Source organism: Arthrobacter sp. GAS37 (assembly GCF_044908325.1).
In the GTDB taxonomy this organism is placed as follows: Bacteria; Actinomycetota; Actinomycetes; order Actinomycetales; family Micrococcaceae; genus Arthrobacter; species Arthrobacter ramosus.
In genome coordinates, this window is record NZ_JBIYDB010000002.1 from 175,026 (window position 1) to 198,933 (window position 23,908).

The window sequence follows — 23,908 nt, forward strand, 5'->3', positions numbered from 1 at the left end:
GTCAGGGGGCGAGGACCGAACGATAGACCTCGAGGGTTGTTTCGGTGATCGACTCCCAGGAGAAATGTTCCTCCGCCCGGACGCGGCCCGCGGCACCCATGACCTTGGCCCGCGCAGGATCGGACACAACCTCATTGAGGGCGGCGGCGAAATCTGCGACGAACTTTTCGGGATCCAACGGAGTGCCGGTGCCGTCCGTGACTTGCTCCAGTTCCACCAGCAGTCCTGTTTCGCCGTGCTGAACAACTTCGGGGATGCCGCCAGTGGCGCTTGCCACGACGGCTGCCCCACATGCCATGGCCTCGAGGTTGACGATGCCGAGGGGCTCGTAGATCGACGGGCAAGCGAAGGCCGTGGCATGGCTGAGGACCTGGATGAGCTCATGCCTCGGAAGCATGCGTTCGATGACCAGGACACCTTGGCGTTTGCCCTGCAGGTCCTCGATGAGGCGGGCCGTTTCCGCTGCGAGTTCGGGGGTGTCCGCCGCTCCCAAGCACAGCACAAGCTGCACATCTTCCGGCAAGCTGGCCGCAGCCTTCAGGAGGTAAGGGACGCCCTTCTGGCGGGTGTTACGCCCAACGAAGACCACACTGGGCTTGGCGGGGTCGATGCCGAGGGCACGAATTGCGTCTTCGCCCTCGTCCGGCTGCCACATGTCGACGTCGATGCCGTTGTGGACCACCCGGACCTTGGCGGGATCCACGTTCGGATAGCTGCGCAGGATGTCCTTCCGCATGCCGTCCGAGACGGCGATGATGGCCGCGGCGGCCTCGTAGGCAGTCTTTTCAACCCATGAGGACAACGCGTAGCCACCGCCTAGCTGCTCAGCTTTCCACGGCCGCAACGGCTCCAGGCTGTGGGCGCTGAGCACATGGGGTATCCCATGCAACAGCGACGCCAGGTGGCCGGCCATGTTGGCGTACCAAGTATGGGAATGGACCAGGTCCGCTCCGGCAATGTCCGGCACGATGCGCAAATCCACCCCGAGGGTCTGGACAGCGGCATTGGCCGCCCCCAGATCATCCGGTGTGGAATACGACGTCACCGTTGCACCGTGGAAGTCCGCATCACGGGGCGCGCCGAAGGCACGCACCTGCAGATCCACGTGCTTCGCCAAGACGCGGCTGAGCTCGGCAACATGCACACCGGCCCCGCCATAGATTTCGGGTGGAAACTCTTTAGTCACAATGTCTACGCGCACGCTACCTAACGTAGTCCTTCCGGAGTATGTGTTCTAGTGTGAAAGGGTCCGGCAACCCGGGCTTTTTTCGGGGGCTACAAAGACGTACAGGGAGAGCAAACACCATGGCGTTGAAGAAAGTATTGTCAATTGTGTTGGCTGGCGGCGAAGGAAACCGCCTTATGCCATTGACGGCAGACAGGGCCAAACCTGCGGTGCCGTTTGCGGGGGGGTATCGATTGATCGATTTCGCTCTCTCGAATCTGGTCAATTCCGGGTACCTCCAGATCGTGGTGTTGACCCAGTACAAGTCGCACAGTCTTGACCGCCACATTTCCGAGACCTGGCGGATGTCCACCCAGCTGGGCAGATATGTCGCCTCGGTTCCCGCCCAGCAGCGCGTGGGCAAGAGCTGGTTCCTCGGCAGCGCGAATGCCATTTACCAGTCCCTGAACCTGATTCACGACGCCAACCCCGACATTGTTGTCGTGGTCGGAGCGGACCACGTTTACCGCATGGACTTCCAGCAGATGGTCCAACAGCACGTGGCCAGCGGAGCCAAGGCCACAGTTGCGGCCGTCCGCCAGCCACTGAACATGGCCAACCAGTTCGGCGTGATCGAGGTTGACAAAAACGATCCCCAGAAGATTTCGGCGTTCGTGGAAAAGCCCGCCGAAACGGAAGGCCTCGCCGCCGATCCCTCGCAGTTCCTTGCCTCCATGGGCAACTATGTCTTCGACGCCGACGCCCTGGTGGAAGCACTCCGCATCGATGCGGAGCGCCTGGACACCAAGCACGACATGGGCGGCGACATCATCCCTTACTTCGTGTCCCAGGGTGAGGCCGGTGTCTACGACTTCACGCTCAACGATATTCCCGGTTCCACCGAACGCGACCGCACGTACTGGCGCGACGTTGGAACCATCGATTCCTTTTATGACGCCCACATGGACCTGATTTCACCCGTGCCGATATTCAACCTGTACAACTCGGAATGGCCCATCTACACGCGGCAGAGTATTTCACCGCCGGCCAAGTTTGTCCGGGGCGAGAACAGCACCGTGGGCACCGCGCTGGACTCCATCGTGGCCAGTGGCTCGGTAATCTCCGGCGGAATCGTGGAAGGGTCCGTGCTCTCCAACGATGTTTACGTAGGACCGGCCACCAGGGTCCAGGACTCGGTGCTGATGGACAAGGTGCGCATCGGTGCAGGTGCCGTGGTCAAACGAGCAATCATCGACAAAAACGTGAAAGTCCCCGCCGGGGCTGCCATTGGCTTGGATCCCGACCTCGACCGGGCCCGCGGCTTCAAGGTCACCGAATCCGGAATCACCGTGCTCGCCAAGGACCAGGTGGTACCGGAGCCGGAGGCCTCCGAGCTCGCCCTGGCGGCCGACTACCGCCGCTCGGTGCCGGAGGCGATCAAGGCCGCGACGGAGAAGTTCCCTGACATCAGGGACTCCGCGGAGCAGGTCACGAAAATCCAGGCTTCCTCGGTAGAGGTCTGACCCGGAACCCAGGAATCCCGGAACTAGAACAGCCCCCGGCCTCCCAGGCGACAGCAGGCCTCCAGCCGCTGCCGCCTGGGAGGCTTTGCTGTGCCCGACCCTGTAAAATTGACCCAATGAGCCCCGCCGATTTGACGCCTGAAGAGATCCAGGCCTGCCTCAAGGTCCTGAACACCATCCACGCCTACGACGAGGAGCACCCGGACTACGTCGCCATCCGTCGTGCCACGGGAAAGATGTTCAAGGCCGTCAAGCGCCATCGCCGGGTCACCAAACGGGACGAGATCGCTGAAGCCGACCGCGCTGTCATCGCACTGACCGCCACCGCAGCCCCGGACAGGATTGACGACGAGACCCGCGGCAACAAGCTGGCCACCTCGGCCACGGGCGAAATCGCCGGCCACCTCATCCGGTCCCGGCCCTGCTACATCTGTAAGCAGCACTACACGCAAGTAGACGCGTTCTACCACCAGTTATGCCCGGAATGTGCGGCCTTCAGCCACAGTAAGCGCGATGCCCGCACGGACCTCAGCGCACGTCGCGCCCTCCTCACGGGTGGGCGCGCCAAGATCGGCATGTACATCGCCCTTCGTTTGCTCCGCGACGGAGCACACACCACCATCACCACCCGCTTCCCCAAGGACGCGGCACGACGTTTCGCCGCCATGGAAGACAGTGCGGACTGGCTGCACCGGCTCAGGATTGTGGGCATCGACCTCCGTGATCCCTCACAGGTCATGGCCCTCACCGATTCCCTCAATGAGGCCGGCCCTCTCGACATCATCATCAACAACGCCGCCCAAACGGTCCGGCGGTCTGGGAATGCATACAAGCCCCTGGTGGATGCCGAGGACGAGCCGCTGCCGGAGGCCCTGCAGGCAGCCAATGGCGGGCCGGAGCTGGTCACGTTCGGCCATGCGCACGACAAGCACCCCCTGGCCATCACCCAAAGCGTCACCGATCATCCTGTGCTGGCGGGCGATGCGATTACCTCGCTCGCGTTGTCCACGGGCTCGGCGTCTTTGGCGCGGATCGCGACCGGCACCGCGATCGACGCCGGCGGCCTGGTTCCCGACCTTGCGGCCATCAACAGCTGGACCCAAGTGGTGGACGAAGTCGATCCGCTGGAGATGCTCGAGGTTCAGCTCTGCAACGTCACGGCGCCGTTCCTCTTGGTCAGCCGACTCCGTGGAGCCATGAAGCGCTCCACGGCACACAGAAAGTACATCGTGAACGTCTCGGCCATGGAGGGGCAGTTCTCCCGCGCCTACAAGGGCCCCGGGCACCCGCATACCAACATGGCCAAGGCAGCCTTGAACATGATGACCCGGACCAGCGCACAAGAGATGCTGGACAGCGACGGGATTCTGATGACCGCCGTCGACACCGGATGGATCACTGACGAACGCCCGCATTACACCAAAGTCCGGCTCATGGAGGAAGGTTTCCACGCGCCCCTCGACCTCGTGGACGGGGCGGCGCGTGTCTACGATCCCATCGTCATGGGCGAAAACGGCGAAGACCAGTACGGCGTCTTCCTGAAGGACTACAAGCCCTCCCCCTGGTAATCCAGGCGGAGGGCCGCGGGCCTGCTAAGTGAGTCGCGTGATCTCGACCGTCACGGTGAGGCCTGAGCCGCCGCCGCCGGACAGGATGCCCTTCAGGGGAGGAACATCCCGGTAGTCCCGGCCCCGCGCGACCGTGACGTGGAGATCCCCGGCAGGCTTGTGGTTGGTGGGATCCCAGCTGCGCCATTCGCCGTCCCACCATTCCAGCCACGCGTGGGATTGGCCTGCGACGGTTTCGCCAATCTCGGCCGTGGGCCGCGGATGGATGTAACCGGACACGTACCGGGCCGGAATACCGCAACTGCGGAGCGAGCCGATAGCCAAGTGGGCAAGGTCCTGGCAGACTCCTTGGCGCTGGTTCCAGGCTTCCTCGGCGTTGGTGGTAACGCCCGTGGTGCCTTTCACATAGCTCATTTCGCCGCGCATCCATTCGAAAATGGCCATGGCAGTCTCGTGCGGGTTCTTGCCGGCGACGACGGCGGGAATGATGCCGAGGACTTCCTCCCCCGGACCGCTGAGCTGCGACTGGGGCAACCAGTCGCTGAACTGGTCCCGGATCTCGTCGGAAGCCATCACGTCCCAGCCAACGATGTCTTCGTCCAGGGCCACCCGTTCCACCCGGTGGACCTCAACGGTGGTGGTGGCCACGACTTCGAGGCGCTCGTGCGGCATCTGCATATCGAAGGCGGTCACGCGGGTGCCCCAATAATCGCGGTAGGTGCTCACGGCAGCTTGCGACGGCGTGATCTTCAGCGAGGATTCAAGGACCACCTGTTGCGGATCGGTCAACGGCGTCATGCGTGCCTCGTTGTACGACAGGGTCACTCGGCGGTTGTATTTGTAGGCCGTCTTGTGGACGATGCTCAGCCGGGTCATGAAACTTCTCCCACCCAGGCCAGTTCATCCGCCTGATTGAAGTACTTACGGGAAATCGCGTCGGAGGCCTGCGTGACGGCCTTCTGCACCCGGTCCATATGCTCGGGCAGCTCGGACATGAGATCGTCCGTGCGATGGAACTCAAGGAAGGTACGGGCCTGGCCGACGATCCGACGGGCGTCATTGATGAAGCCCACCCGCTGCGCGGAGGGATCCAGCTTGGCGAGGCACTCGTCAGCGTCGCGCAGGGCGAAGACAATGGAGCGTGGGAACAAACGGTCCAGCAGGAGGAACTCGGCGGCGTGTTGGTCTCCGAAGGCCGCACGGCGGGTCCGAAGGAAAGACTCGTAGGCGCCGGCGCAACGCAACATGTTGACCCAGGACATTCCCGCGGAGAGGACATCCCTGGTGGACAGCATCCGCGCGGTCATGTCGGCACGTTCGAGCGAACGTCCGAGGACCAGGAAAAGCCAGCTTTCGTCGTGGCTCACCGTCGTGTCCGCGAGGCCCCTGACCATGGCGGTGCGTTCCAGTACCCAGTTGCAGAAACGGTACGTACCCACGACGTCCTTACGGTGCTGGTTCAGCCCGTAGTACGTCGTGTTGAGGCTCTCCCACAATGAGGAGGACACGGTCTCGCGTGCCCGCCGCGCATTCTCACGCGCAGCCCCCAAGGAACCGGCGATGGACGTGGCACTCGTCTTGTCGTAGGCGAGGGCGTGAAGCAGCTCCGGCAAACCGAATTCCTCGCTCTGCGGCCGGGCTCCCATGACAGCCAGGAGTTCCCTTGCCACGCTCCGTTGCTCCTCGAGCGGCAGGTGGTTCAGGCGTTCAAGATGGACGTCCAGGATTCTGGCCGTTCCGTCGGCCCGCTCCACGTAACGGCCGATCCAGAAAAGGGATTCAGCAATACGGCTCAGCATGGGGCTGTGCCTCCTTCGGGTCCTGCGTTGTGACGATGAATGTATCCTGCTCCGGCATCATGTCGTGACTGATCACTGCTGCTGGTCCGATTGGCGGTCCCGCCAGTTGCTTTCGACGGGCCAGACCGAGACCTGTTCACGGACCGTGATGGAGGAACGGGGCAGCTCAACTGCGGGCAGTTGCGGGGAGCCTGAGAGTACCCAAGTGTCCTTGGAACCACCACCTTGGGAAGAGTTCACGATCAGCGAGCCTTCCTTCAGAGCCACCCGGGTCAGCCCGCCGGGGAGCACCCAGACGTCGTCGCCGTCGTTGACCGCGAACGGACGCAAATCCACGTGCCGGGGTCCAAAGCGGTCTCCCGAGAGCGTCGGCACGGTGGAAAGCTGAAGCACTGGCTGCGCGATCCAGCCGCGCGGATCCGCCAACACCCGCTTCCGCAAGGCGTCCAGCTCGTCCCGTGAAGCATCCGGACCGATCACCAGGCCCTTGCCTCCGGAACCGTCCACCGGCTTGACCACGAGTTCCTCGAGCCGGTCGAGGACCTGCTCGCGGGCTTCCTTCTCTTCCAGCCGGAAGGTCTCCACGTTGGCGATCACCGGATCTTCGTGCAGATAGTAACGAATCAGGTCCGGCACGTACGAATAGACCAATTTGTCATCGGCCACCCCGTTGCCCACCGCGTTCGCGATCGTCACCCCGCCTGCCCTGGCCGCGTTCACCAGTCCCGGACACCCGAGCATGGAATCGGAGCGGAACTGCAACGGATCCAGGAACTCGTCATCGATCCGCTTGTAAATGACGTCGACACGCTGTTCACCGGCGGTGGTGCGCATGTATACCCGGTTTCCGCGGCAGATCAGGTCCCTGCCCTCGACCAGTTCAACGCCCATCAGCCCAGCCAACAGGGTGTGTTCGAAGTAGGCGCTGTTGAAGACACCGGGGGTCAACACCACCACCGTGGGGTCGTCCACCCCCGAGGGCGCCGTCTTGCGCAATGCCGAAAGCAAACGGCGCGGGTATTCCTCGACCGGACGGATGTGCTGCTGCCCGAACGCCTCCGGCAAACCCTTCGCCATCGCCCGCCGGTTCTCCAACACGTAGGACACCCCGGAAGGCACGCGGACGTTGTCCTCCAGCACGCGGAACGTGCCCGCGGCGTCGCGGACCACGTCGATGCCGGACACGTGCACGCGCACCCCGCCGGCCGGCTCGAAACCATGCACCGCACGGTGGAAATGCGCACTCGTGGTCACCAATGCCCGCGGCACTACACCGTCGGTGACCACCGCCATCCGCCCGTAGACGTCATCCAGGAAAGCCTCCAGCGCGCGCACGCGCTGCTTAACCCCGCGCTCAAGCACATCCCACTCGTCAGCCGGAATCACCCTCGGCACGATGTCCAACGGGAAGGGCCGCTCCTCCCCGGCATAATCGAAGGTCACGCCCCGGTCCAAGAAGGTCCGTGCCATCGACTCGGCACGCGCGCTCACATCGGCAAGCGAAAGTTCGCGGAGTGCGCCGTCCACTTGGCCGTAGGATTTTCGGGCAACTGTGCCTGGGGCAAACATTTCGTCGTAGGCGCCGGAACGCGCGGCGGCCTCGGAGTAATCCCGGAATAGCTCTGACATGGGACTCAGATAATCACCTTTTCGATTACGAACGCATTTCGCGTTCTGCATGTTGCGACACCAACTGTGTACCGGTTCGCATTTCAGCACTTGCATGCATCAAGGTTGACGAATGCACCCCAAGCGTTTTCCGGCCCACGTCTCCCGATGGGGCGCCGGGATTGTCATGGCAGTGGCAGCCACTGGACTTGCCTTCATTGCCCATGCCCTGCTTCCCCCCATCCCTGCCATGACAGCCGCTGTAGCGCTGGGTTTGTTAGCTGCAAATATACCGGGCACGGCGGCATGGGCTGCCGGACGCGCCCGCCCGGGCCTGGACTTCGCCGGCAAGCACCACATGCGGGCAGGCATCGTGCTGTTGGGCTTGAAGGTCAGCGTTGTCGATGTCCTCGATCTTGGCTGGTTTGCGCTCGTCCTGATTGCCGCCGTCGTGCTGCTCAGTTTCGCGGGCACCTATGGGCTGGCCCGCCTGGTGAACCTTCCGCGCGAAGGTGCCCTCCTGATAGCAACCGGCTTCTCCATTTGCGGCGCCTCGGCGATCGGAGCCATGGCCGCAGTGCGCCGCATCAAACACCAGGACACCGTCCTGCCCGTTGCCCTGGTGACCCTTTGCGGCACGCTCGCCATCGGCGTCCTGCCCCTGCTCATGCACCCTTTGGGCCTGAGTCCCGAACAATTCGGAGCATGGACCGGCGCCTCCGTACACGACGTCGGCCAAGTAGTCGCGACGGCACAGACCGCCGGCCCGGTGGCGCTGGCTCTCGCCGTCGTCGTGAAACTGACGCGCGTGATCCTGCTGGCCCCCATCGTTGCCGGGGCGGGCCTCACGCAACGATGGTCGATGCGTCGGAAGTCGCGCAACGGCATCGAGGCGAACGACGACGGCGGCAAGTTCCCGCCGGTCGTTCCTCTCTTCGTGCTCGGGTTCATCGCAATGGTGGCCGTCCGTTCCTTGGGCCGGGTGACCCCGGGCGTCCTCGACGCCGCGGGAGGACTCCAGGACATCCTGCTCGCCTCGGCCTTGTTCGGGCTGGGTTCGGCGGTCCGGGTTCGCACGCTGTTGCAAACAGGTGGCCGTGCTGCGCTGGTTGCGCTTGGCTCCTGGTTCCTGATCGCCCTGCTGGGCCTGGGCGCCGTCTTCCTCATGATTAGATAGCTGAGTGTCGAATCACAACTTGGCGCGCGCTGAGGCCGCCACCCGTTCAGCCCTGATCAGCACCCACAGCTACGATGTCTCCCTTGACGTCCGCGAAGCCGCCGATGCGGGCGTTCCGGGGTACACAAGCCGCAGCGTCATCAACTTCTCCGCCAAGCCTGGTTCCTCCACGTTCCTGGATTTCATCCACGGTGGCGTCCACAGCGTCTTCCTCAACGGAAAAGGACTCGACGTCGCCGAGGTAGTGGACGGCGCCAGGATCCACCTCAACAATCTCCAGGCCGAAAACCAGGTCAGTGTCACCGGAACCGCCCTTTACAGCCGATCCGGAGAGGGCATGCACCGCTTCGTCGATCCCGCCGACGGGCAGTGCTATCTCTACACGCAATACGAACCGGCGGATGCCCGCCGCGTCTTCGCCAATTTCGAACAGCCGGACCTGAAGGCCGAATTCACCTTCCACGTCATTGCGCCTTCCACCTGGCACGTGGCTTCCAACGGCGCCGAGCTATCCCGCACGCAACTGACGAGCGATCCGGCCACGAGCCGCTGGGACTTCGCCACCACCAAGCGGATGTCCACCTACATCACCACCGTCCTCGCCGGTCCCTATTTCCGCGCCACTGACCACTGGAGCAAGACGCTCGACGACGGGACCAGCCTCGAGGTTCCGCTGGCGCTCTATTGCCGCGCATCCATGCACGAGTCCTTCGATGCCGCCGAGCTTTTCCGGCTGACGAAGAACGGCCTGGATTTCTTCAACGAACTTTTCGACTATCCGTACCCGTGGGGCAAGTACGATCAGGCGTTCGTGCCCGAGTACAACCTTGGTGCCATGGAAAATCCCGGCCTGGTCACCTTCACGGAGAAATACGTCTTCACCTCGCGGGCCACCGACGCCCAGTACCAAGCCCGCGCCAACACCCTCATGCACGAGATGGCCCACATGTGGTTCGGAGACCTCGTGACCATGACCTGGTGGGACGATCTCTGGCTCAAGGAATCCTTCGCCGACTACATGGGCACCCTCGGCGTGGACAAGGCCACGGACTGGGACAGTGCCTGGGTGAATTTCGCGAACAAGCGCAAGTCCTGGGCCTACTTGCAGGACCAGTTGCCGACGACCCACCCCATCGTGGCGGACATTCCCGACCTGGAAGCGGCCAAGCAGAACTTCGACGGCATTACCTATGCCAAGGGCGCATCCGTCCTCAAGCAATTGGTGGCCTACGTCGGATTCGAGGCGTTCATCGCCGGCTCGCGACGCTACTTCAAGGATCACGAATACGGCAACACCTCACTGGCCGACCTCCTCGAAGCCTTGGGCACAGCATCGGGCCGGGACCTTCGAACCTGGGCACGGCAGTGGCTGCAGACCTCGGGGATCTCCACCATTGCAGCCGAGATCTCCGGGAGCGGCGATGCCATGGCGGCAGTCACCCTGCGCCAGGACTCCGTGGACCCCATCACGGGCAAGCAAGAACACCGCGCGCACAGGCTCAGGATCGGTCTCTACAACTTTGACGACGGCGGCCAGTTGCTCCGCACGGAGGGTATCGAGCTGGACCTCCAAGGCGCCGACACCACCGTGGGAGAACTCGCGGGCAAGCCGCGCCCGGCGCTCCTTCTCGTCAACGACGACGACCTCAGCTATGCCAAAGTCCGCCTGGACGCGGGGTCCGAGGCAACAGTACGTTCCTCCTTGGACCGGCTCAGCGATCCGATGGCCCGGGCATTGTGCTGGACAGCCCTCTGGGATTCAGCGCGCGACGCCGTTACCCCGGCGGCGCTTTACGTCGCCGCCGTCGAACGCTTCGCCCCTGCCGAGTCAGGAATCGGAGTCCTCCTCAACGTTCTGGGCAACGCCGTGACCGCCGTCGAACGCTACGTCCCGGCCCCGCAACGGAACGAGGTCCGGGAAAGCCTGATGGCGGGCAGCGCGATGCAGCTGCGGACCTCCGAACCGGGTTCCGACCAGCAGCTTGCTTGGGCAAGGACCCTGGCAGAGTTGTCGCGCCATGACGGCGCCTACGTCGAGTTCTTCCGCGGCATTCTCTCCGGAAGCGTCATAGTGGACGGCCTGACGGTGGATGCGGATCTCCGGTGGAGCCTATGGCAAGCATTGGCAGCCAACGGAGCGGCCGTGCTATCGGAATTGGATGCCGAACTCGCCCTCGACCACACCGCGGCCGGCCGCGAAGGCCATGCACTGGCCGCAGCTGCCCGTCCCGATGCCGCCGTCAAGACGGCCGCATGGAATTCCGCAGTCAACGACACCGGGCTCTCCAACGAGATTCTGAGCGCGACAATCGCAGGTTTCTCCCTTGCCCCGTCAGGGCTCCTGGACGGCTTCACGGAACCGTACTTCGACTGCTTGGAGGATGTCTGGCAGTCCCGGAGCATCGAGATCGCGGGCAGGATTGTGCGGGGCCTGTTCCCCGCGGCCCAGGATCTGCAGGCCGGAATGGCTCCGGCAGATCATCCGGTGCTTCGGCGCACGGACGATTGGCTCAGCGCCCATACGGAAGCTCCGCGGGCGCTCCGGCGCATCGTCATTGAGCAGCGCAGCCATTTGTTCCGCGCCCTGACGGCCCAAGCCGCCGGTGCTTCGCAGCAAGAAGCCGGAGCGCTGCAGCAGGGCTGACGCAGGAGCCGGCGATCCGGCGTTGAACCTGGGGATCGCCGGCGTCGTCTTTAGATGCAAGCCCGGCGCTCCGCATGGGCCTTTCTTGAGGACGGTTACCATGAAGTTTCTTCGCCCTGTGCTTGCCGTCGCAGCGCTGGGCACCAGCCTTTTGCTCGGAGCCTGCTTCGGCGGACAGCCGGCCGCTCCGGTGCCTGCAAGCCCACCGGCGAGCACCACGCCCGCCCCAAGCACGCCGTCACCTTCACCGACAGCGACGCCGCTCACTCCACCCACCACAGTCCCGCCAGCCACGGTTCCACCCGCCTCAGTTCCCCCACCAGCCGCAGTCCCGCCGGCGGTTCCGCCCCCTGTGCAGGCCCCACCCGCTGCCCCGCCAGCGGTCGTTCCGCCACCGGTACAGGCGCCGCCAGCCGTAGTCCCGCCGCCGGTACCGGCACCACCCCACATGGTTCCGCCACCCCCGCGGCACCCTAACGGCGGCGACCGCGACGGCGACGATAACGGCGGACCGGACGACGGCGATGGAAACCGGTAGCGCACCGGCTCGCCCCAAGAGAACACCGTCCGAGACAACGCTGTTCGCCGGGCTCTCCCTGGGCACAGCTGCGATGATGGCCGTCGCGGCTTGCAGTTCCGCTGGTCAAAGCCCGGCGCCCCGCACCGTTCAGTCCGCGGAAGCGCCGTTCGCGTGGTTCAACGCAGCACCGGCCCCGGCAGGGTGGAAAGCCATGGAACTTCCGGACGGCACGGGGGTCCTGTCGGTCCCACCCGATGCCAGCCCTGCGGAAAGCGATCCCGGCAGTGTTTCCGCGAATGTCTCGTCCTCGACAGGCGAACTGGCGATATACCTCAACGCCACGCCCCGGCAAGGCAGCGAGGCGCTGGACAATTGGAACACCTTTAGGCTCGATCACCTGGCGGATGAGAACTCCTCGTCGCCCAGCAAAATAGCTGAGCGAACCGGAATGGCTTTCCGCGGAGGCACGGGTTCCTGCGTGGAGGACAGCTACGTGACCCACGTCGGCAACAACCGCTACCGTGAGATAGCTTGCCTCGTAGCGGGCAGCAGGGGCAGCAGCGTCCTCATCGTCGCGGCTCCCGCCGATTCATGGCCGCTCTACGGTCCGGTCATGGAACAGGCAGTGGATGCGTATCGGGCGGAGTAACTAGGGAACACGGTGCAGCCATTCTTCGGTACCGAACTTTGACTGCACCCGCTCCCGGGCTGTTGCCAATTCGGCGTCGGTGATGCGGGACTCCGCGGCGCCGTAGCGCTCGGTGAAGACCTCCTGCATGGCTTTGATGATCTCGGTCCGCGCCAAGCCGGTTTGCCGCCGGAGCGGGTCCACGCGCTTCTTTGCACTGCGGGTGCCTTTGTCGGAAAGCTTTTCCTTGCCGATGCGCAAGACCTCGACCATCTTGTCGGCGTCGATGTCGTAGCTCATGGTGACGTGGTGCAGCATGCCGCCGTTGGCGAGTCGCTTTTGCGCGGCACCGCCGATCTTTCCCTGCTCGGTGGCGATGTCATTGAGCGGGACGTAGAACGCGGTAATGCCCAGTTTCTCCAGGGCAGCCATGACCCACGCGTCCAGGAACGCGTAGGAATCGGCAAAGCTGATGCCATCCACCAGGCTCTGCGGCACATAGAGCGAATAGGTGATGCAGTTTCCGGCCTCCATGAACATGGCTCCCCCGCCGCTGATGCGGCGGACCACCGTGATGCCGTGGCGCGCGACGCCGTCGGGATCCACCTCGTTGCGGAAAGACTGGAAGCTGCCGATCACCACCGACGGCTCTTCCCAGTCCCAGAAACGCAAGGTGGGGTTGCGGAGTCCGGCCCCGACCTGCTCCGTGAGGACCTCGTCCAGCGCTACGTTGAGGCGTGTGGGAAGGACCGACGGCGGGATGACCTCCCACTGGTGATCCGCCCAGCCGCTGGCCTTGGACAGGGCCCTGCGGACAGCAACGGCGACGGCGTCGGCGGAAAAGCCGAACAAGACCGAGTCGGCAGGCAGCGCGGCGGAGACGGCAGCGGAAATCTCGGCCGGCGTCGAACTTTCCGGAAGGCCCGTGAGCGCGCGGTTAATGTCCATCAGGGCCTCGTCCGGTTCCAGGAAGAAGTCGCCGCTGAGCGAGACGTTCGCGAACCGCCCGTCCACGAGGTCGAGGTCAACAACGACGAGTTTTCCGCCGGGGACCTTGTATTCGCCATGGAGCCGGGGGTCGCCATGTTGGAATGCCATGCTGGAAGTCATGGTTTCCATCCTGCCGGAAAACGCAAAAGCCCGCAGCCACCGAAGGTACGGCGGGTGCGGGCTTTCACAGAAGCTTGGAGGTGAAGTTGATTACTTCTTGCCGCCGAAGCCCTTGAAGCGAGCGTTGAAGCGCTCGACGCGGCCTGCAGAGTCCATGATGCGCTGCTTGCCCGTGTAGAACGGGTGGGACTCCGAGGAGATTTCGACGTCGATGACCGGGTAGGTGTTGCCGTCTTCCCACTCGATGGTCTTGGAAGAAGACACGGTGGACTTGGTCAGGAACTTGACGCCGGAAGCCAGGTCGTTGAATACAACAGCTTCGTACTTCGGGTGGATATCAGACTTCATAATGGGACCTTTTGTTCACGCAGCTGGATTTTGCCAGCTGCCAGGTATGAATGGATTTGATCCGCGCACTGAAAACAGATACCCAGTGCCGGGCCAACAATCAATCATAGCGGAAACCGCACCTTGCTTGAACCAGCCACGTCAGGTTCGGGGGCGCAGTTCCCAGAAAGCCACGGCAGAGGCGGCAGCGACGTTGAGCGAGTCGACGCCGGCGCGCATGGGAATCTTTACCGCGAGGTCGACGGCGGAGAGCGTCTCCGGGCTCATGCCCGCGCCTTCGGTGCCGAGCACGAGGGCGAGCTTTCCGGGGTTGCTGGCGGCAAGCTCGTCGAGGTCCACTGCGTCGTCAGTCAGCTCCATGGCGGCGACGGTGAAGCCCTGCTCCTTGAGCCGTTCAAGGTCGCCGGGCCAGGACTCCAGCCGTGCCCAGGGAACCTGGAACACGGTGCCCATGCTCACCCGGACGCTGCGGCGGTACAGAGGGTCGCCGCAACGCGGGGACACCAGCACCGCGTCCACTCCGAGCGCGGCCGCGGAACGGAAGATCGCGCCGACATTCGTATGGTCGACGACGTCCTCCAACACAGCCACGCGGTGTGCCCCGGCGAGAAGTTCCTCGAGGGGCACCGGCGCCGGGCGATGAATGGCAGCCATCGCACCCCGATGCAAATGGAACCCCGTGATTTCCTCAAGCAGGGAAGCCTTGCCGATGTAGACCGGCACCTCGGGGAACTGTTGGAAAACGTCGTCGAGATCTTCCAGCCATTTCTCCGCCAGGAAGAAGGATCGGGGCCGATGGCCGGCCGAGAGGGCACGCCGCAAGACCCGTGACGATTCGGCGATGTACATGCCCTCCGCGGGCTCGCGGAGCTTGCGGAGGTGGACATCCGTCAGTTGTGTGTAGTCGGAAACGCGCGGGTCGTCGGCGGACTCAAGGTAGTGGAAAGTCACGGGTTCCTATTTCAGCAGGTTGGCGATCATGAAGCCGAGGGCCACGATGCCGAGCGCGAAGATCACGATGCGGAGCGCGAGGGGCTTCAGGCGCCGTCCCACTTTGGAGCCCACCAGTCCGCCGATCAATGAACTGACCGCAATGACTGCCACGACCGGCCATTCGATCCGGCCAAAGGCAAACAGGAGGTAGGAGCACGCTGCCACCACGTTGACGGCCAGCACCAGGATGTTCTTCATGGCGTTGGCGTTCTGGATGGTGCCGGTCATGAAGACACCCAGAATGCCGACGAGCAGGATTCCCTGGGCAGCCACGAAATATCCGCCATAGACCCCGGCGAGGTACACCAACACCACGAGGATCACGGTGTGCCGTTTGTCGTGGATGGCGTGCTCCGGGTTGCCGGCCCGGTCCTGGACCCACCGTTGGAGTTTGGGCTGGAAGAGCACCATGAGCAGCGCGACCACGATCAAGATCGGAGCGGCGTAGTAGAAAACCTTCTCCGGGAGGTGGAGCAACAGCCAGGCACCCGTGATGCCGCCAATTAGCGACGCCGGCAAGAGCCTGAGCAACTGCCGGCCCCTGCCCCGGAGTTCGTGGCGGTAGCCCCAGGCCCCTGTCATGTTGCCTGCCACGAGGCCCATGGCGTTGCTGATGGTCGCCGTGACAGGTGCGTAGCCCAGGGCGACAAGGACCGGGAACGTCACGAGCGTGCCCGAGCCAACCACGCTGTTGATGGTTCCGGCCCACAAGCCCGCGAAAAAGATCAGGATGCCGTTAAGGATCTCCATTGCTTCTCGCTGCCCCGGCCTAGCGGCGGGCGGTGGCCGTGTAGCGGCCGGAGTTCTCGGTCACGTCCAGGGGCAGGCCGAAGGTGTTGCTGAGGTGTTCTGCGGTCAGGACTTCCTCGATGGGTCCCGCGGCAACCACCCCGCCGTCGCGAAGCAGCATGGCGTGGGTGAACCCCGGAGGAACTTCTTCAAGGTGGTGCGTCACGAGAACCATGGCGGGAGCATCCTCGTCGCGGGCGAGCTCGCCGAGCTTGTGGACGAGTTCTTCCCGTCCGCCAAGGTCCAGGCCGGCGGCAGGCTCGTCGAGCAGGAGCAGCTCGGGATCGGTCATGAGGGCCCGCGCGATCTGCACGCGCTTGCGCTCGCCTTCGGAAAGCGAGGAGAAAGAGCGGTTCAGCAGCGGCCCCATCCCCCACTCGTTGAGGAGGCCGAATGCCCGGCGCTCGTCGTCGCGCTCGTATCCCTCGCGCCAGCGGCCGGTCACGCCGTAGGCAGCGGTGACCACAACGTTCAGCACGTTTTCCTGTTCCGGGATCTGGCTGGCCAGGGCCGCGGAGGAAAGGCCGATGCGCGGACGGAGCTCAAAGACGTCCACCCGGCCCAGCGTCTCGTCAAGGATCCCGGCTTTCCCGCTCGTGGGATGCATCCGGGCGGCGGCGATCTGGAGCAGAGTGGTCTTGCCGGCACCGTTGGGACCGAGGATGACCCAGCGTTCGCCTTCATTGACCTGCCAGTCAACCTTGTCCAGCAGGGTCTTGGTACCTCGGACAACGCTGACGGAAGCCAATTCAAGAACATCACTCATAGAAGTAGACACTAGGACAAAAATAGGGGCGATAGATAACCGGAACTTCGGTCACACTGTTTGCGAGCCGCCATGAATGAAACACGAGTTCGGGCGGCGGTTCCGCGCTCGCTAAGATTGCAGCCATGAGTTCGAACTTGACCGCGGTCAGCTATGGCGTGAATTTGTCCCTTTCGGAGCTTGAACACCTGCGAAAGGTGCTGTCCGGCTCGGGGGCTTCCTTAACGTCGGAGTCGCGCTCGGGGGACGATCGCTTTGGGGTCTACACCATTAGTCTGGCCGTTGACGGGGCTACCGTCGCCGACTTGTCAGGCCTCCGGCGCAGGGTCGCCGACGCCGCAGCACCGGGCATGGACACCGCGATCGTCGCCGACGCGCTGCGTGACGCTTCACGCAAGCTGCTGATCATGGACGTGGACTCCACCCTGATCCAGCAGGAAGTCATCGAACTGCTGGCCGCGCACGCCGGCAAACGCGAAGAAGTGGCGGCCGTGACGGAGGCCGCGATGCGCGGCGAACTGGACTTCGCGCAAAGCCTCCACGCCCGGGTGGCGGTCCTCGCAGGCCTGCCGGCCGCCGTCGTCGACGCCGTCCGTGCCGAGGTGCGCCTGAGCGAGGGCGCCTCGGAACTCGTGGCTGCTTTCAAGGCCGCCGGCCACGCGGTGGCAGTCGTGTCCGGCGGCTTCAACCAGATCCTCCGGCCTATCGCGGAGGAACTCGGGCTGGACTACTGGATCGCAAATGAACTTGAAATCGTTGACGGCTTCCTCACGGGCAAGGTGCTTGGCGACGTCATCGACCGCGCCGCCAAGGAGAAGTACCTTCGCGAGTGGGCGGCCGCAGAGGGAATTGACCTGGAGCACACCATTGCGGTGGGCGACGGCGCGAATGACCTCGACATGCTGGGCGCGGCGGGCATCGGTGTCGCGTTCAACGCCAAGCCTGCCGTCCGGGCGGTAGCTGATGCCGCCATCAATATGCCGTACCTGGACGCGGTCCGGCATATCGCCGGCGTTTAGCCCGAATTCATGCGCCATGAAAAAGCGGCCCGGGACTGAGTATTTCAGACAGTCCCGGGCCGCTTCTTCATGCACTAAATAATGTCAGGCGCTCTTGCCGAAGTAGTCGGCGCCGCCGACGTACTCGGTGTGGCCGCTCTCGACGTCGGCCGTGACCATCTTTGCCACCTCGGCGGCGAATTCCTCCACCGAGTACAGCTTGCCGGCCTCGGCCCGGCGGGCCTCAATAGCGCCCGGGTTGGAGCGGTCCAGCAGGGTCGCCGTCACGGTGCCCTCGATCATGTCGCCGGAAACCACCACGAGCGAGATGCCCTTGTCGGCCAGGTTCGGGAGCAGTTCGCGCAATGCGACTTCGCCGGCGCGCTTGCTGCGGGCAACGGGCTCGTACTCGGGCATCGTGGGAACAGTCTCGACGAAGTGCGCCTGGTGGCTCGTGACGAAGACCACGCGGGAACCCGCCGGCATCAGCGGGACAGCGGCGTTGAGCATGTTGATCTGGGCATCACGGTTCAGCTTGAGGGCGTAGTCCTCCTCCATGCCGGACTCCATGCCGCCGGAAGCGTTGAGCACGAGGACGTTCAGCGAACCGAATTCCTCCATGGCCGCGCTGGCCAGCGCCTGGACGCCTTCCTGGGTGGTCAGGTCCGCACCGACGGCTATGGCACGGCCGCCGGCTGCCTGGATCTCGCCCACTACCTTGTTGGCCCGGGGGGCCTTCTGGCGGTAGTTGACGACGACGGCAGCGCCCTCGCCAGCCAGGATCTTGGCTACTTCAGCGCCGATGCCGCGTGAAGAACCGGTGACGATTGCCGTCTTGTTGTCCAGCAGTCCCATTCGTGCTCCTTTATTCAAAACGTCCAACTTGTTCAAAACATCCAAGTTCTATTAGTCCCGAGTCAATCATGCCAGCGGGATTCCCGATTTCGCTTGTGGGTTCCCCACAAGAACCGCAGGGCACGTTTTGGCGCTCGGCCTGCACCCCGTCCAGCGAAAGGAGGCCCTAGTGGCCCATGCCCAGGCCGCCATCCACGGGGATGACGGCACCGGAAATGTATGCGGCTTCGTCACTGGCAATCCAGCGGACCACGTTGGCGACCTCGGAAGCCTCGGCAAAGCGGCCGGCCGGAACACTCGCCAAATACGCCTTCTGGGTGTCTTCGGGAAGCTCGGCGGTCATGTCCGTGTTGATGAAACCCGGTGCCACGACGTTCGCTGTGATGCCCCGGCTGCCAAGTTCCCGGGTGAGGGAACGGGCGATGCCCACCATGCCCGCCTTCGAGGCCGAGTAGTTGATCTGCCCCGGGGCGCCGTAGAGGCCCGACACGGAAGAGATCAGCACGACCCGGCCCTTGCGCATGCGGATCATGCCCTTCGAGGCCCGCTTGATGACCCGGAAGGCACCCGTGAGGTTGGTGTCGATGACAGAAGTGAAGTCGTCCTCGCTCATGCGCAAAAGGAGCGTGTCCTTGGTGATGCCGGCGTTGGCTACCAAAACCTCAACCGGCCCGTGGGCAGCCTCGACTTCCTTGAACGCGGCATCAAGCGAGGCCTCGTCGGTCACATCGGCCTTGACGCCAAGGATGCCCTCGGGAAGGGGCGTTTCGCTGCGGTACGTCACGGCAACCTTGTCGCCGTTGGCGAGGAATGACTCTGCGATAGCCAGGCCGATGCCGCGGTTTCCGCCCGTAATGAGGACACTGCGGGCGGTTGATACTGCTTCAGACATGCTGCTCTCCAGAGTTCCGCGGCAGCACTGTGCCGCTTGAAAGTGGGTGATTTCCTGCATCGATCTTAGCCGCCGGGAGCCCCTGGCCGCGGGTAGCTGCGCCCGGCGCGGTTTGGGCGGCCCGTTCCGGGGTGAGAGAATTGAGGGAAGCCGTTGGAGCGTGATGAATCAGCCGTGACAAGAGATAGCAGTCCCCTGCAGGCGCCCGGGGACCCGGACGCCGTTTCAGGTGACCCCGTGGTGCACAGCATTACCGACGCCGCCGCCGCCCACTCGGACGACATGCGCGAACGAATGATCAAGTACGCCGTGGCCATGGGTATCCGCTTGGTGTGCCTCCTCCTCATTTTCGTGGTCGATGGTTGGTTCAAGATCATCGCCGTCGCAGGGGCCGTGTTCCTGCCCTGGATTGCCGTAGTGATCGCCAATGGCAGCGACAAAGCCGAAGTCCACAGCGATGCCTTGCTGGACTACGTCCCGGCCGCGGAGCTGGAAGCGTCACCTTCAGAAGAAGGGGAGCCGCCCGCGGCGCCCGTCACCGTCTTGGAGGGCGAACTCATCGACGACGATGCCACCCCTCAGGACGTTTCCCGCCCGGAACCAGAAGACATTCCCGGCGGCAGCAAACTCAAATATCCGCTCGGCGGGGAAGAACGGGCGGCTTCATGAATATCTTCACTATGGGCGGCCTTGGGCTGGAGAATGAGGAGCATGCCGGCCAGGGCGGGACGGCTCCGGCTGTCTGCTCACGCAAGGCGTGCCGCGCCGAGGCTACGTGGCAGCTCCTGTGGAACAATCCCCGCATCCACACTCCCGAGCGCCGTAAGGTGTGGCTGTCCTGCGGGGAACACCGGGGATGGTTGGAGGACTACCTGCAGACCCGCGGCCTTTGGAAAGAGACAATACCGTTCGCGAAGACCACTGACCCAGGCGAGGCCCGCTGAATGTACCGCTTTCTTTTTTCCAGCAAGTGGCTGGGCTATTTCGTCCTGGCCGTGATCTTCGCCACCGGTTGCGTGTTGCTGGGCCGCTGGCAAATGGACCGCAGGGCCGAGACGTTGGCCGAGATCAACCGCGTTGTCACCAACTACTCGGCCACTCCCGTTCCGTTTTCCGCCGCCAAGGCGGAATTCCGGTCCTTGGATCCCGAACGGGAATGGACGCAGGTGGAGCTGCATGGAAGCTATGACGTTTCGGGCCAACGCGTCGTCCGTAACCGTCCCCTCAACGGCCAGCCCGGGTACGAAGTTGTGGTCCCGTTCCGGTTGTCGAGCGGCGAAGCCGTGGTGATTGACCGCGGGTGGTTGCCCATCGGAAACAAGACTCCCGGCCACCCCGACAGCATCCCGGCCCCGCCGGCCGGCGAGGTCACCGTCGTCGCCCGCTTGAAGGCCTCGGAACCGGATCTGGGCCGCGGCGCCGTGGACGGCCAGCTGGCATCGATCGATCTTCCTTCCTACGCCACGGAGCTTGGCTATCCCCTCATGACCGGCGCCTACGGGCAGCTCGCCACAGAGTCGCCCGCCGTCCAGATGATGCCCGCGCCGTTCGCCAAGCCGGCCACAGACGAGGGCACCCACCTCTCCTACTCCTTGCAGTGGTTCGCCTTCGGCGTGCTGATGTTCGTCGGTTTCGGCTACGCGGCCAGGCAACAGGCCCGCAACGCCCGGATTGATGCCGAGGACGAGGAAGAAGAAATCAGTGCGATGCCTCGTCGCAAGGCACCAGCGCCACGGAAATCAAAGCGGCCAACGGCCGAAGAAGAGGAAGACGCAATCCTGGATGCACAAGGCTACTGAAATGGTCCCGGCCCCGGTGCTGAACGTGAAGTCGGCCCTGACCGCGGCCGGCGCCCAAGACACGGTGCGCACCTTCGACGACGATGTCCCCACAGCCGCTGCGGCAGCTTCCTTGCTGGGTTGCGATATTGCGGCGATCGCCAACAGCCTGGTCTTCGAGCTTGACGGAGCTCCCCTGCTGATTCTCGCGAGCGGGGCCGCGAAGGTGGACACCGCCTTGGTCGCTGCCTCCTTGGGGACAGCCAGGATCCGCCGGGCCAGCCCGGACTTCGTCTTGGAGCACACCGGCCAGGCCGTGGGCGGCGTGGCTCCCCTTGGACACCCGCAGCCCATACGGACCATCCTCGACATTTCGCTCCAGGAGCATCCACTGCTCTGGGCCGGCGCAGGTGACCATAACTCGATGTTCTCCATCAGTTACAGCGAACTCCAGCGGATTACGGCCGCCCAGCCCCTGAAGGTCCGCTGAGCCGGTAGTCCGCCGGGTCATTGATCCGGCAGGTCATTGATCCGCTGCGGCCGAGGGCTAGGCTGTGAGCATGGCTGAATACACCTACGTCACGTACATCGAAGGATCCCCGGACCAGATTTGGACGGCACTGACGGACGCAGCCCAAAGCGCTGAGTACTGGGGCCACTCCAATGTCTCGGACTGGAAGGCAGGTTCACGCTGGGAACACCGGCGCACGGATGGCTCCGGAACCGCCGACGTCGTGGGAACCATCCTGGAAGCAACGCCGCCGGCGCGCCTCGTGAACACGTGGGAGGATCCCGCGGTTCCAGCGGTGGTGAAGCCCGACGTCGTCACCTTCACCATCGAATCACATGACGGTATTGCCCGGCTTACCGTCCATCACAGGAACATCGCCGACGACGAACAGTTGGCGATTGCAGGCCGCGGCTGGTCGGCGGTCATGTCCAATTTGAAAAGCTACATTGAACTCGGCCGCCCACTTGCCTCTGTGCCGTGGGAAATGCCCTGACGGGGTGGGAAATGCCCTGACGGGGTGGAAACTCCCTGACCCGCACCCCTAAGCGAGGGTGATGAGGTCCAGGTAGTCTTCGTTCCAGTGGTCCTCGACGCCGTCCGGGAGCAGGACCACGCGTTCCGGGTTCAGCGCCTGAACGGCGCCTTCATCGTGGCTGACGAGCACGACGGCGCCGGAATAGTTTCGCAGCGCGCCAAGGATCTCAGCGCGGCTGGCCGGGTCGAGGTTGTTGGTGGGCTCGTCGAGGAGCAGCACGTTGGCGCTCGAGGCCACGATCGTGGCGAGGGCCAGTCGTGTCTTCTCACCACCGGAAAGCACACCTGCCGGCTTGTCGACGTCGTCACCGGAGAACAGGAAGGACCCGAGGATCCCCCGGACCTCAGCGTCCTTCATGTCGGGAGCGGATGAACGCATGTTCTCAAGGACGGTGCGGTCGTGGTCCAGGGTTTCGTGTTCCTGCGCGTAGTAGCCCACTTTGAGCCCGTGCCCCGGAACGATTTCGCCGGTGTCCGGCTTGTCCACCCCGGCGAGCATCCGCAGGAGGGTGGTCTTGCCTGCACCGTTGAGGCCCAGGATGACCACTTTGGAGCCACGGTCGATTGCGAGGTCCACGTCGGTGAAGATTTCCAATGAGCCGTAGGACTTGCTCAAACCCTCTGCGGTGAGCGGAGTCCTACCGCACGGAGCCGGATCCGGGAAACGCAAGGCTGCCACGCGGTCATTCTCGCGGACTGCTTCGAGGCCGCCGAGCAGGCGTTCGGCACGCTTCGCCATGTTCTGCGCCGCGACGGCCTTGGTGGCCTTGGCACGCATCTTGTTGGCCTGGTCCATGAGGACCTGGGCCTTCTTCTCGGCATTGGCGCGTTCGCGCTTGCGGGCTCGCTCATCGGTTTCACGCTGTTGCAGGTAGCGCTTCCAACCCATGTTGTAGAAGTCGATCTGCGCCCGGTTGGCGTCCAGGTGGTAAACCTTGTTAACCGTGGCTTCGAGGAGCTCCACGTCGTGGCTGATCACAATCAGCCCGCCCTGGTGGCTCTTGAGGAAGTCCCGGAGCCAGGTGATGGAGTCCGCATCGAGGTGGTTGGTGGGTTCGTCCAGGAGGAGAGTTTCGGCGTCCGAGTAGAGGATCCGGGCCAGCTCCACGCGGCGGCGCTGGCCGCCGGACAGTGTCTTGAGCGGCTGGTTCAGGAGCCGCTCGGGAAGTGCCAGGTTGGAGGAAATAGCTGCGGCTTCGGCCTCGGCCGCATAACCGCCTCCTGCGAGGAACTCGGCTTCCAAGCGGTCGTAGCGGTTCATGGCTTTGCGCTGGACCGTGGCATCTTCGCTGGACATGTCCGTTTGGGCCTGCTTCAGCTTGCCCACAACCACGTCGAGGCCGCGGGCGGAAAGGATGCGGTCGCGTGCCAGCTGTTCCATGTCCGGGGTCCGCGGATCCTGGGGCAAGTAGCCAATCTCACCACTGCGGGCAACCTTGCCAGCCGCGGGCAGGCCCTCGCCGGCTAGGACGCGGGTGAGGGTCGTCTTGCCCGCACCATTCCGGCCCACCAGACCGATTTTGTCCCCCTTGTCCACGCGGAAGCTCACCTGGTCCATGAGCAGGCGGGCGCCGGCGCGCAGTTCGAGTTCCTGGACGGTAATCAATTCGGGGGATGCCTTTCAATGGGGAACACCCGCAGCACCGGAGGTCAAGGCGCGGCTGAAGTGGAAGGGCCGAACAAACGGCCTTTACGATTCTAC

The 23,908-nt window shown here is 64.0% G+C and carries 23 protein-coding genes; 11 read left to right on the top strand and 12 right to left on the bottom strand.

The genetic code is table 11. The features are described from left to right. Window position 1 precedes the first annotated feature (1 nt). Window positions 2–1,201: a glycogen synthase gene (gene glgA / locus ABH924_RS03050; RefSeq protein WP_404496785.1), complete on the bottom strand. Its 1,200-nt coding sequence runs from the start codon at window positions 1,199–1,201 to the stop codon at window positions 2–4. Window positions 1,202–1,305: 104 nt separating this feature from the next. Here glgA and glgC point away from each other — a divergent pair, with 104 nt between their 5' ends. Both glgC and ABH924_RS03060 read left to right on the top strand, forming a co-directional pair. Beyond that, window positions 1,306–2,688, top strand: coding sequence for a glucose-1-phosphate adenylyltransferase (gene glgC, locus ABH924_RS03055; RefSeq protein WP_404496787.1), 1,383 nt, complete (start codon window positions 1,306–1,308; stop codon window positions 2,686–2,688). Window positions 2,689–2,804: 116 nt separating this feature from the next. Further along, window positions 2,805–4,256 (top strand): SDR family NAD(P)-dependent oxidoreductase, encoded by a 1,452-nt coding sequence (locus tag ABH924_RS03060; RefSeq protein WP_404496789.1) that lies wholly within the window; start codon window positions 2,805–2,807, stop codon window positions 4,254–4,256. A 24-nt stretch (window positions 4,257–4,280) separates the two neighbouring features. Here ABH924_RS03060 and ABH924_RS03065 read toward each other — a convergent pair whose 3' ends face one another. From ABH924_RS03065 to ABH924_RS03075, 3 genes are all read right to left on the bottom strand, one after another. Continuing rightward, on the bottom strand, window positions 4,281–5,132 hold the full coding sequence (locus ABH924_RS03065; RefSeq protein WP_234749358.1) for a transglutaminase family protein: 852 nt from the start codon (window positions 5,130–5,132) through the stop codon (window positions 4,281–4,283). After that, window positions 5,129–6,055, bottom strand: coding sequence for an alpha-E domain-containing protein (locus ABH924_RS03070; protein WP_078108851.1), 927 nt, complete (start codon window positions 6,053–6,055; stop codon window positions 5,129–5,131). Before ABH924_RS03070 ends, ABH924_RS03065 begins: the two co-directional genes overlap by 4 nt. Window positions 6,056–6,127: 72 nt before the next feature. Beyond that, on the bottom strand, window positions 6,128–7,684 hold the full coding sequence (locus tag ABH924_RS03075; protein WP_404496791.1) for a circularly permuted type 2 ATP-grasp protein: 1,557 nt from the start codon (window positions 7,682–7,684) through the stop codon (window positions 6,128–6,130). Between the two features lie 112 nt (window positions 7,685–7,796). Between ABH924_RS03075 and ABH924_RS03080 the strand changes: the two genes are divergently transcribed. The 3 genes from ABH924_RS03080 to ABH924_RS03090 all read left to right on the top strand — a co-directional run bounded on the left by ABH924_RS03080 (window position 7,797) and on the right by ABH924_RS03090 (window position 12,653). After that, window positions 7,797–8,840 (top strand): YeiH family protein, encoded by a 1,044-nt coding sequence (locus tag ABH924_RS03080; RefSeq protein ID WP_404496793.1) that lies wholly within the window; start codon window positions 7,797–7,799, stop codon window positions 8,838–8,840. A 4-nt stretch (window positions 8,841–8,844) separates the two neighbouring features. Beyond that, on the top strand, window positions 8,845–11,484 hold the full coding sequence (pepN, locus tag ABH924_RS03085) for an aminopeptidase N (RefSeq protein ID WP_404496795.1): 2,640 nt from the start codon (window positions 8,845–8,847) through the stop codon (window positions 11,482–11,484). 524 nt (window positions 11,485–12,008) lie between these two features. Next, on the top strand, window positions 12,009–12,653 hold the full coding sequence (locus ABH924_RS03090; protein ID WP_404496797.1) for a hypothetical protein: 645 nt from the start codon (window positions 12,009–12,011) through the stop codon (window positions 12,651–12,653). Here the strand turns inward: ABH924_RS03090 and ABH924_RS03095 are convergent, their stop codons facing one another. From ABH924_RS03095 to ABH924_RS03115, 5 genes are all read right to left on the bottom strand, one after another. Beyond that, window positions 12,654–13,751: a biotin/lipoate A/B protein ligase family protein gene (locus ABH924_RS03095; RefSeq protein ID WP_404496799.1), complete on the bottom strand. Its 1,098-nt coding sequence runs from the start codon at window positions 13,749–13,751 to the stop codon at window positions 12,654–12,656. A gap of 81 nt (window positions 13,752–13,832) precedes the next feature. Continuing rightward, window positions 13,833–14,090, bottom strand: coding sequence for a type B 50S ribosomal protein L31 (locus ABH924_RS03100; protein ID WP_009358283.1), 258 nt, complete (start codon window positions 14,088–14,090; stop codon window positions 13,833–13,835). Between the two features lie 141 nt (window positions 14,091–14,231). Next, window positions 14,232–15,041, bottom strand: a complete 810-nt coding sequence (locus ABH924_RS03105; protein WP_404496801.1) for a TrmH family RNA methyltransferase — start codon at window positions 15,039–15,041, stop codon at window positions 14,232–14,234. Window positions 15,042–15,047: 6 nt separating this feature from the next. Next, window positions 15,048–15,833 carry a sulfite exporter TauE/SafE family protein gene (locus ABH924_RS03110; protein WP_404496803.1) on the bottom strand — a complete coding sequence of 262 codons (786 nt, stop codon included), beginning with the start codon at window positions 15,831–15,833 and terminating at the stop codon, window positions 15,048–15,050. Between the two features lie 19 nt (window positions 15,834–15,852). Further along, window positions 15,853–16,638 (bottom strand): ABC transporter ATP-binding protein, encoded by a 786-nt coding sequence (locus ABH924_RS03115; RefSeq protein WP_234749380.1) that lies wholly within the window; start codon window positions 16,636–16,638, stop codon window positions 15,853–15,855. A gap of 125 nt (window positions 16,639–16,763) precedes the next feature. Between ABH924_RS03115 and serB the strand changes: the two genes are divergently transcribed. Beyond that, entirely contained in the window at window positions 16,764–17,657 is an 894-nt protein-coding gene (gene serB, locus ABH924_RS03120; protein WP_404496805.1) for a phosphoserine phosphatase SerB, read from the top strand. An 84-nt stretch (window positions 17,658–17,741) separates the two neighbouring features. Here serB and ABH924_RS03125 read toward each other — a convergent pair whose 3' ends face one another. Both ABH924_RS03125 and ABH924_RS03130 read right to left on the bottom strand, forming a co-directional pair. After that, window positions 17,742–18,491: an SDR family oxidoreductase gene (locus ABH924_RS03125; RefSeq protein ID WP_404496807.1), complete on the bottom strand. Its 750-nt coding sequence runs from the start codon at window positions 18,489–18,491 to the stop codon at window positions 17,742–17,744. Between the two features lie 166 nt (window positions 18,492–18,657). Continuing rightward, window positions 18,658–19,383 carry a beta-ketoacyl-ACP reductase gene (locus ABH924_RS03130; protein ID WP_234749389.1) on the bottom strand — a complete coding sequence of 242 codons (726 nt, stop codon included), beginning with the start codon at window positions 19,381–19,383 and terminating at the stop codon, window positions 18,658–18,660. Between the two features lie 153 nt (window positions 19,384–19,536). Here ABH924_RS03130 and ABH924_RS03135 point away from each other — a divergent pair, with 153 nt between their 5' ends. The 5 genes from ABH924_RS03135 (at window position 19,537) to ABH924_RS03155 (ending at window position 22,165) form a co-directional block, all read left to right on the top strand. Beyond that, window positions 19,537–20,052, top strand: a complete 516-nt coding sequence (locus tag ABH924_RS03135) for a DUF3099 domain-containing protein (RefSeq protein WP_404496809.1) — start codon at window positions 19,537–19,539, stop codon at window positions 20,050–20,052. After that, a complete protein-coding gene (locus ABH924_RS03140) occupies window positions 20,049–20,327 on the top strand; it encodes a hypothetical protein (protein ID WP_404496811.1) in 279 nt (92 codons plus the stop codon). Before ABH924_RS03135 ends, ABH924_RS03140 begins: the two co-directional genes overlap by 4 nt. Next, on the top strand, window positions 20,328–21,182 hold the full coding sequence (locus tag ABH924_RS03145) for an SURF1 family protein (protein WP_234749397.1): 855 nt from the start codon (window positions 20,328–20,330) through the stop codon (window positions 21,180–21,182). Next, entirely contained in the window at window positions 21,166–21,651 is a 486-nt protein-coding gene (locus tag ABH924_RS03150; protein WP_404496813.1) for a YbaK/EbsC family protein, read from the top strand. The genes ABH924_RS03145 and ABH924_RS03150 overlap by 17 nt, the downstream gene beginning before the upstream one ends. A gap of 70 nt (window positions 21,652–21,721) precedes the next feature. Further along, window positions 21,722–22,165 carry an SRPBCC domain-containing protein gene (locus ABH924_RS03155; RefSeq protein WP_234749403.1) on the top strand — a complete coding sequence of 148 codons (444 nt, stop codon included), beginning with the start codon at window positions 21,722–21,724 and terminating at the stop codon, window positions 22,163–22,165. Between the two features lie 48 nt (window positions 22,166–22,213). Here ABH924_RS03155 and ABH924_RS03160 read toward each other — a convergent pair whose 3' ends face one another. Next, a complete protein-coding gene (locus ABH924_RS03160; RefSeq protein ID WP_234749405.1) occupies window positions 22,214–23,812 on the bottom strand; it encodes an ABC-F family ATP-binding cassette domain-containing protein in 1,599 nt (532 codons plus the stop codon). Window positions 23,813–23,908: the final 96 nt, after the last annotated feature.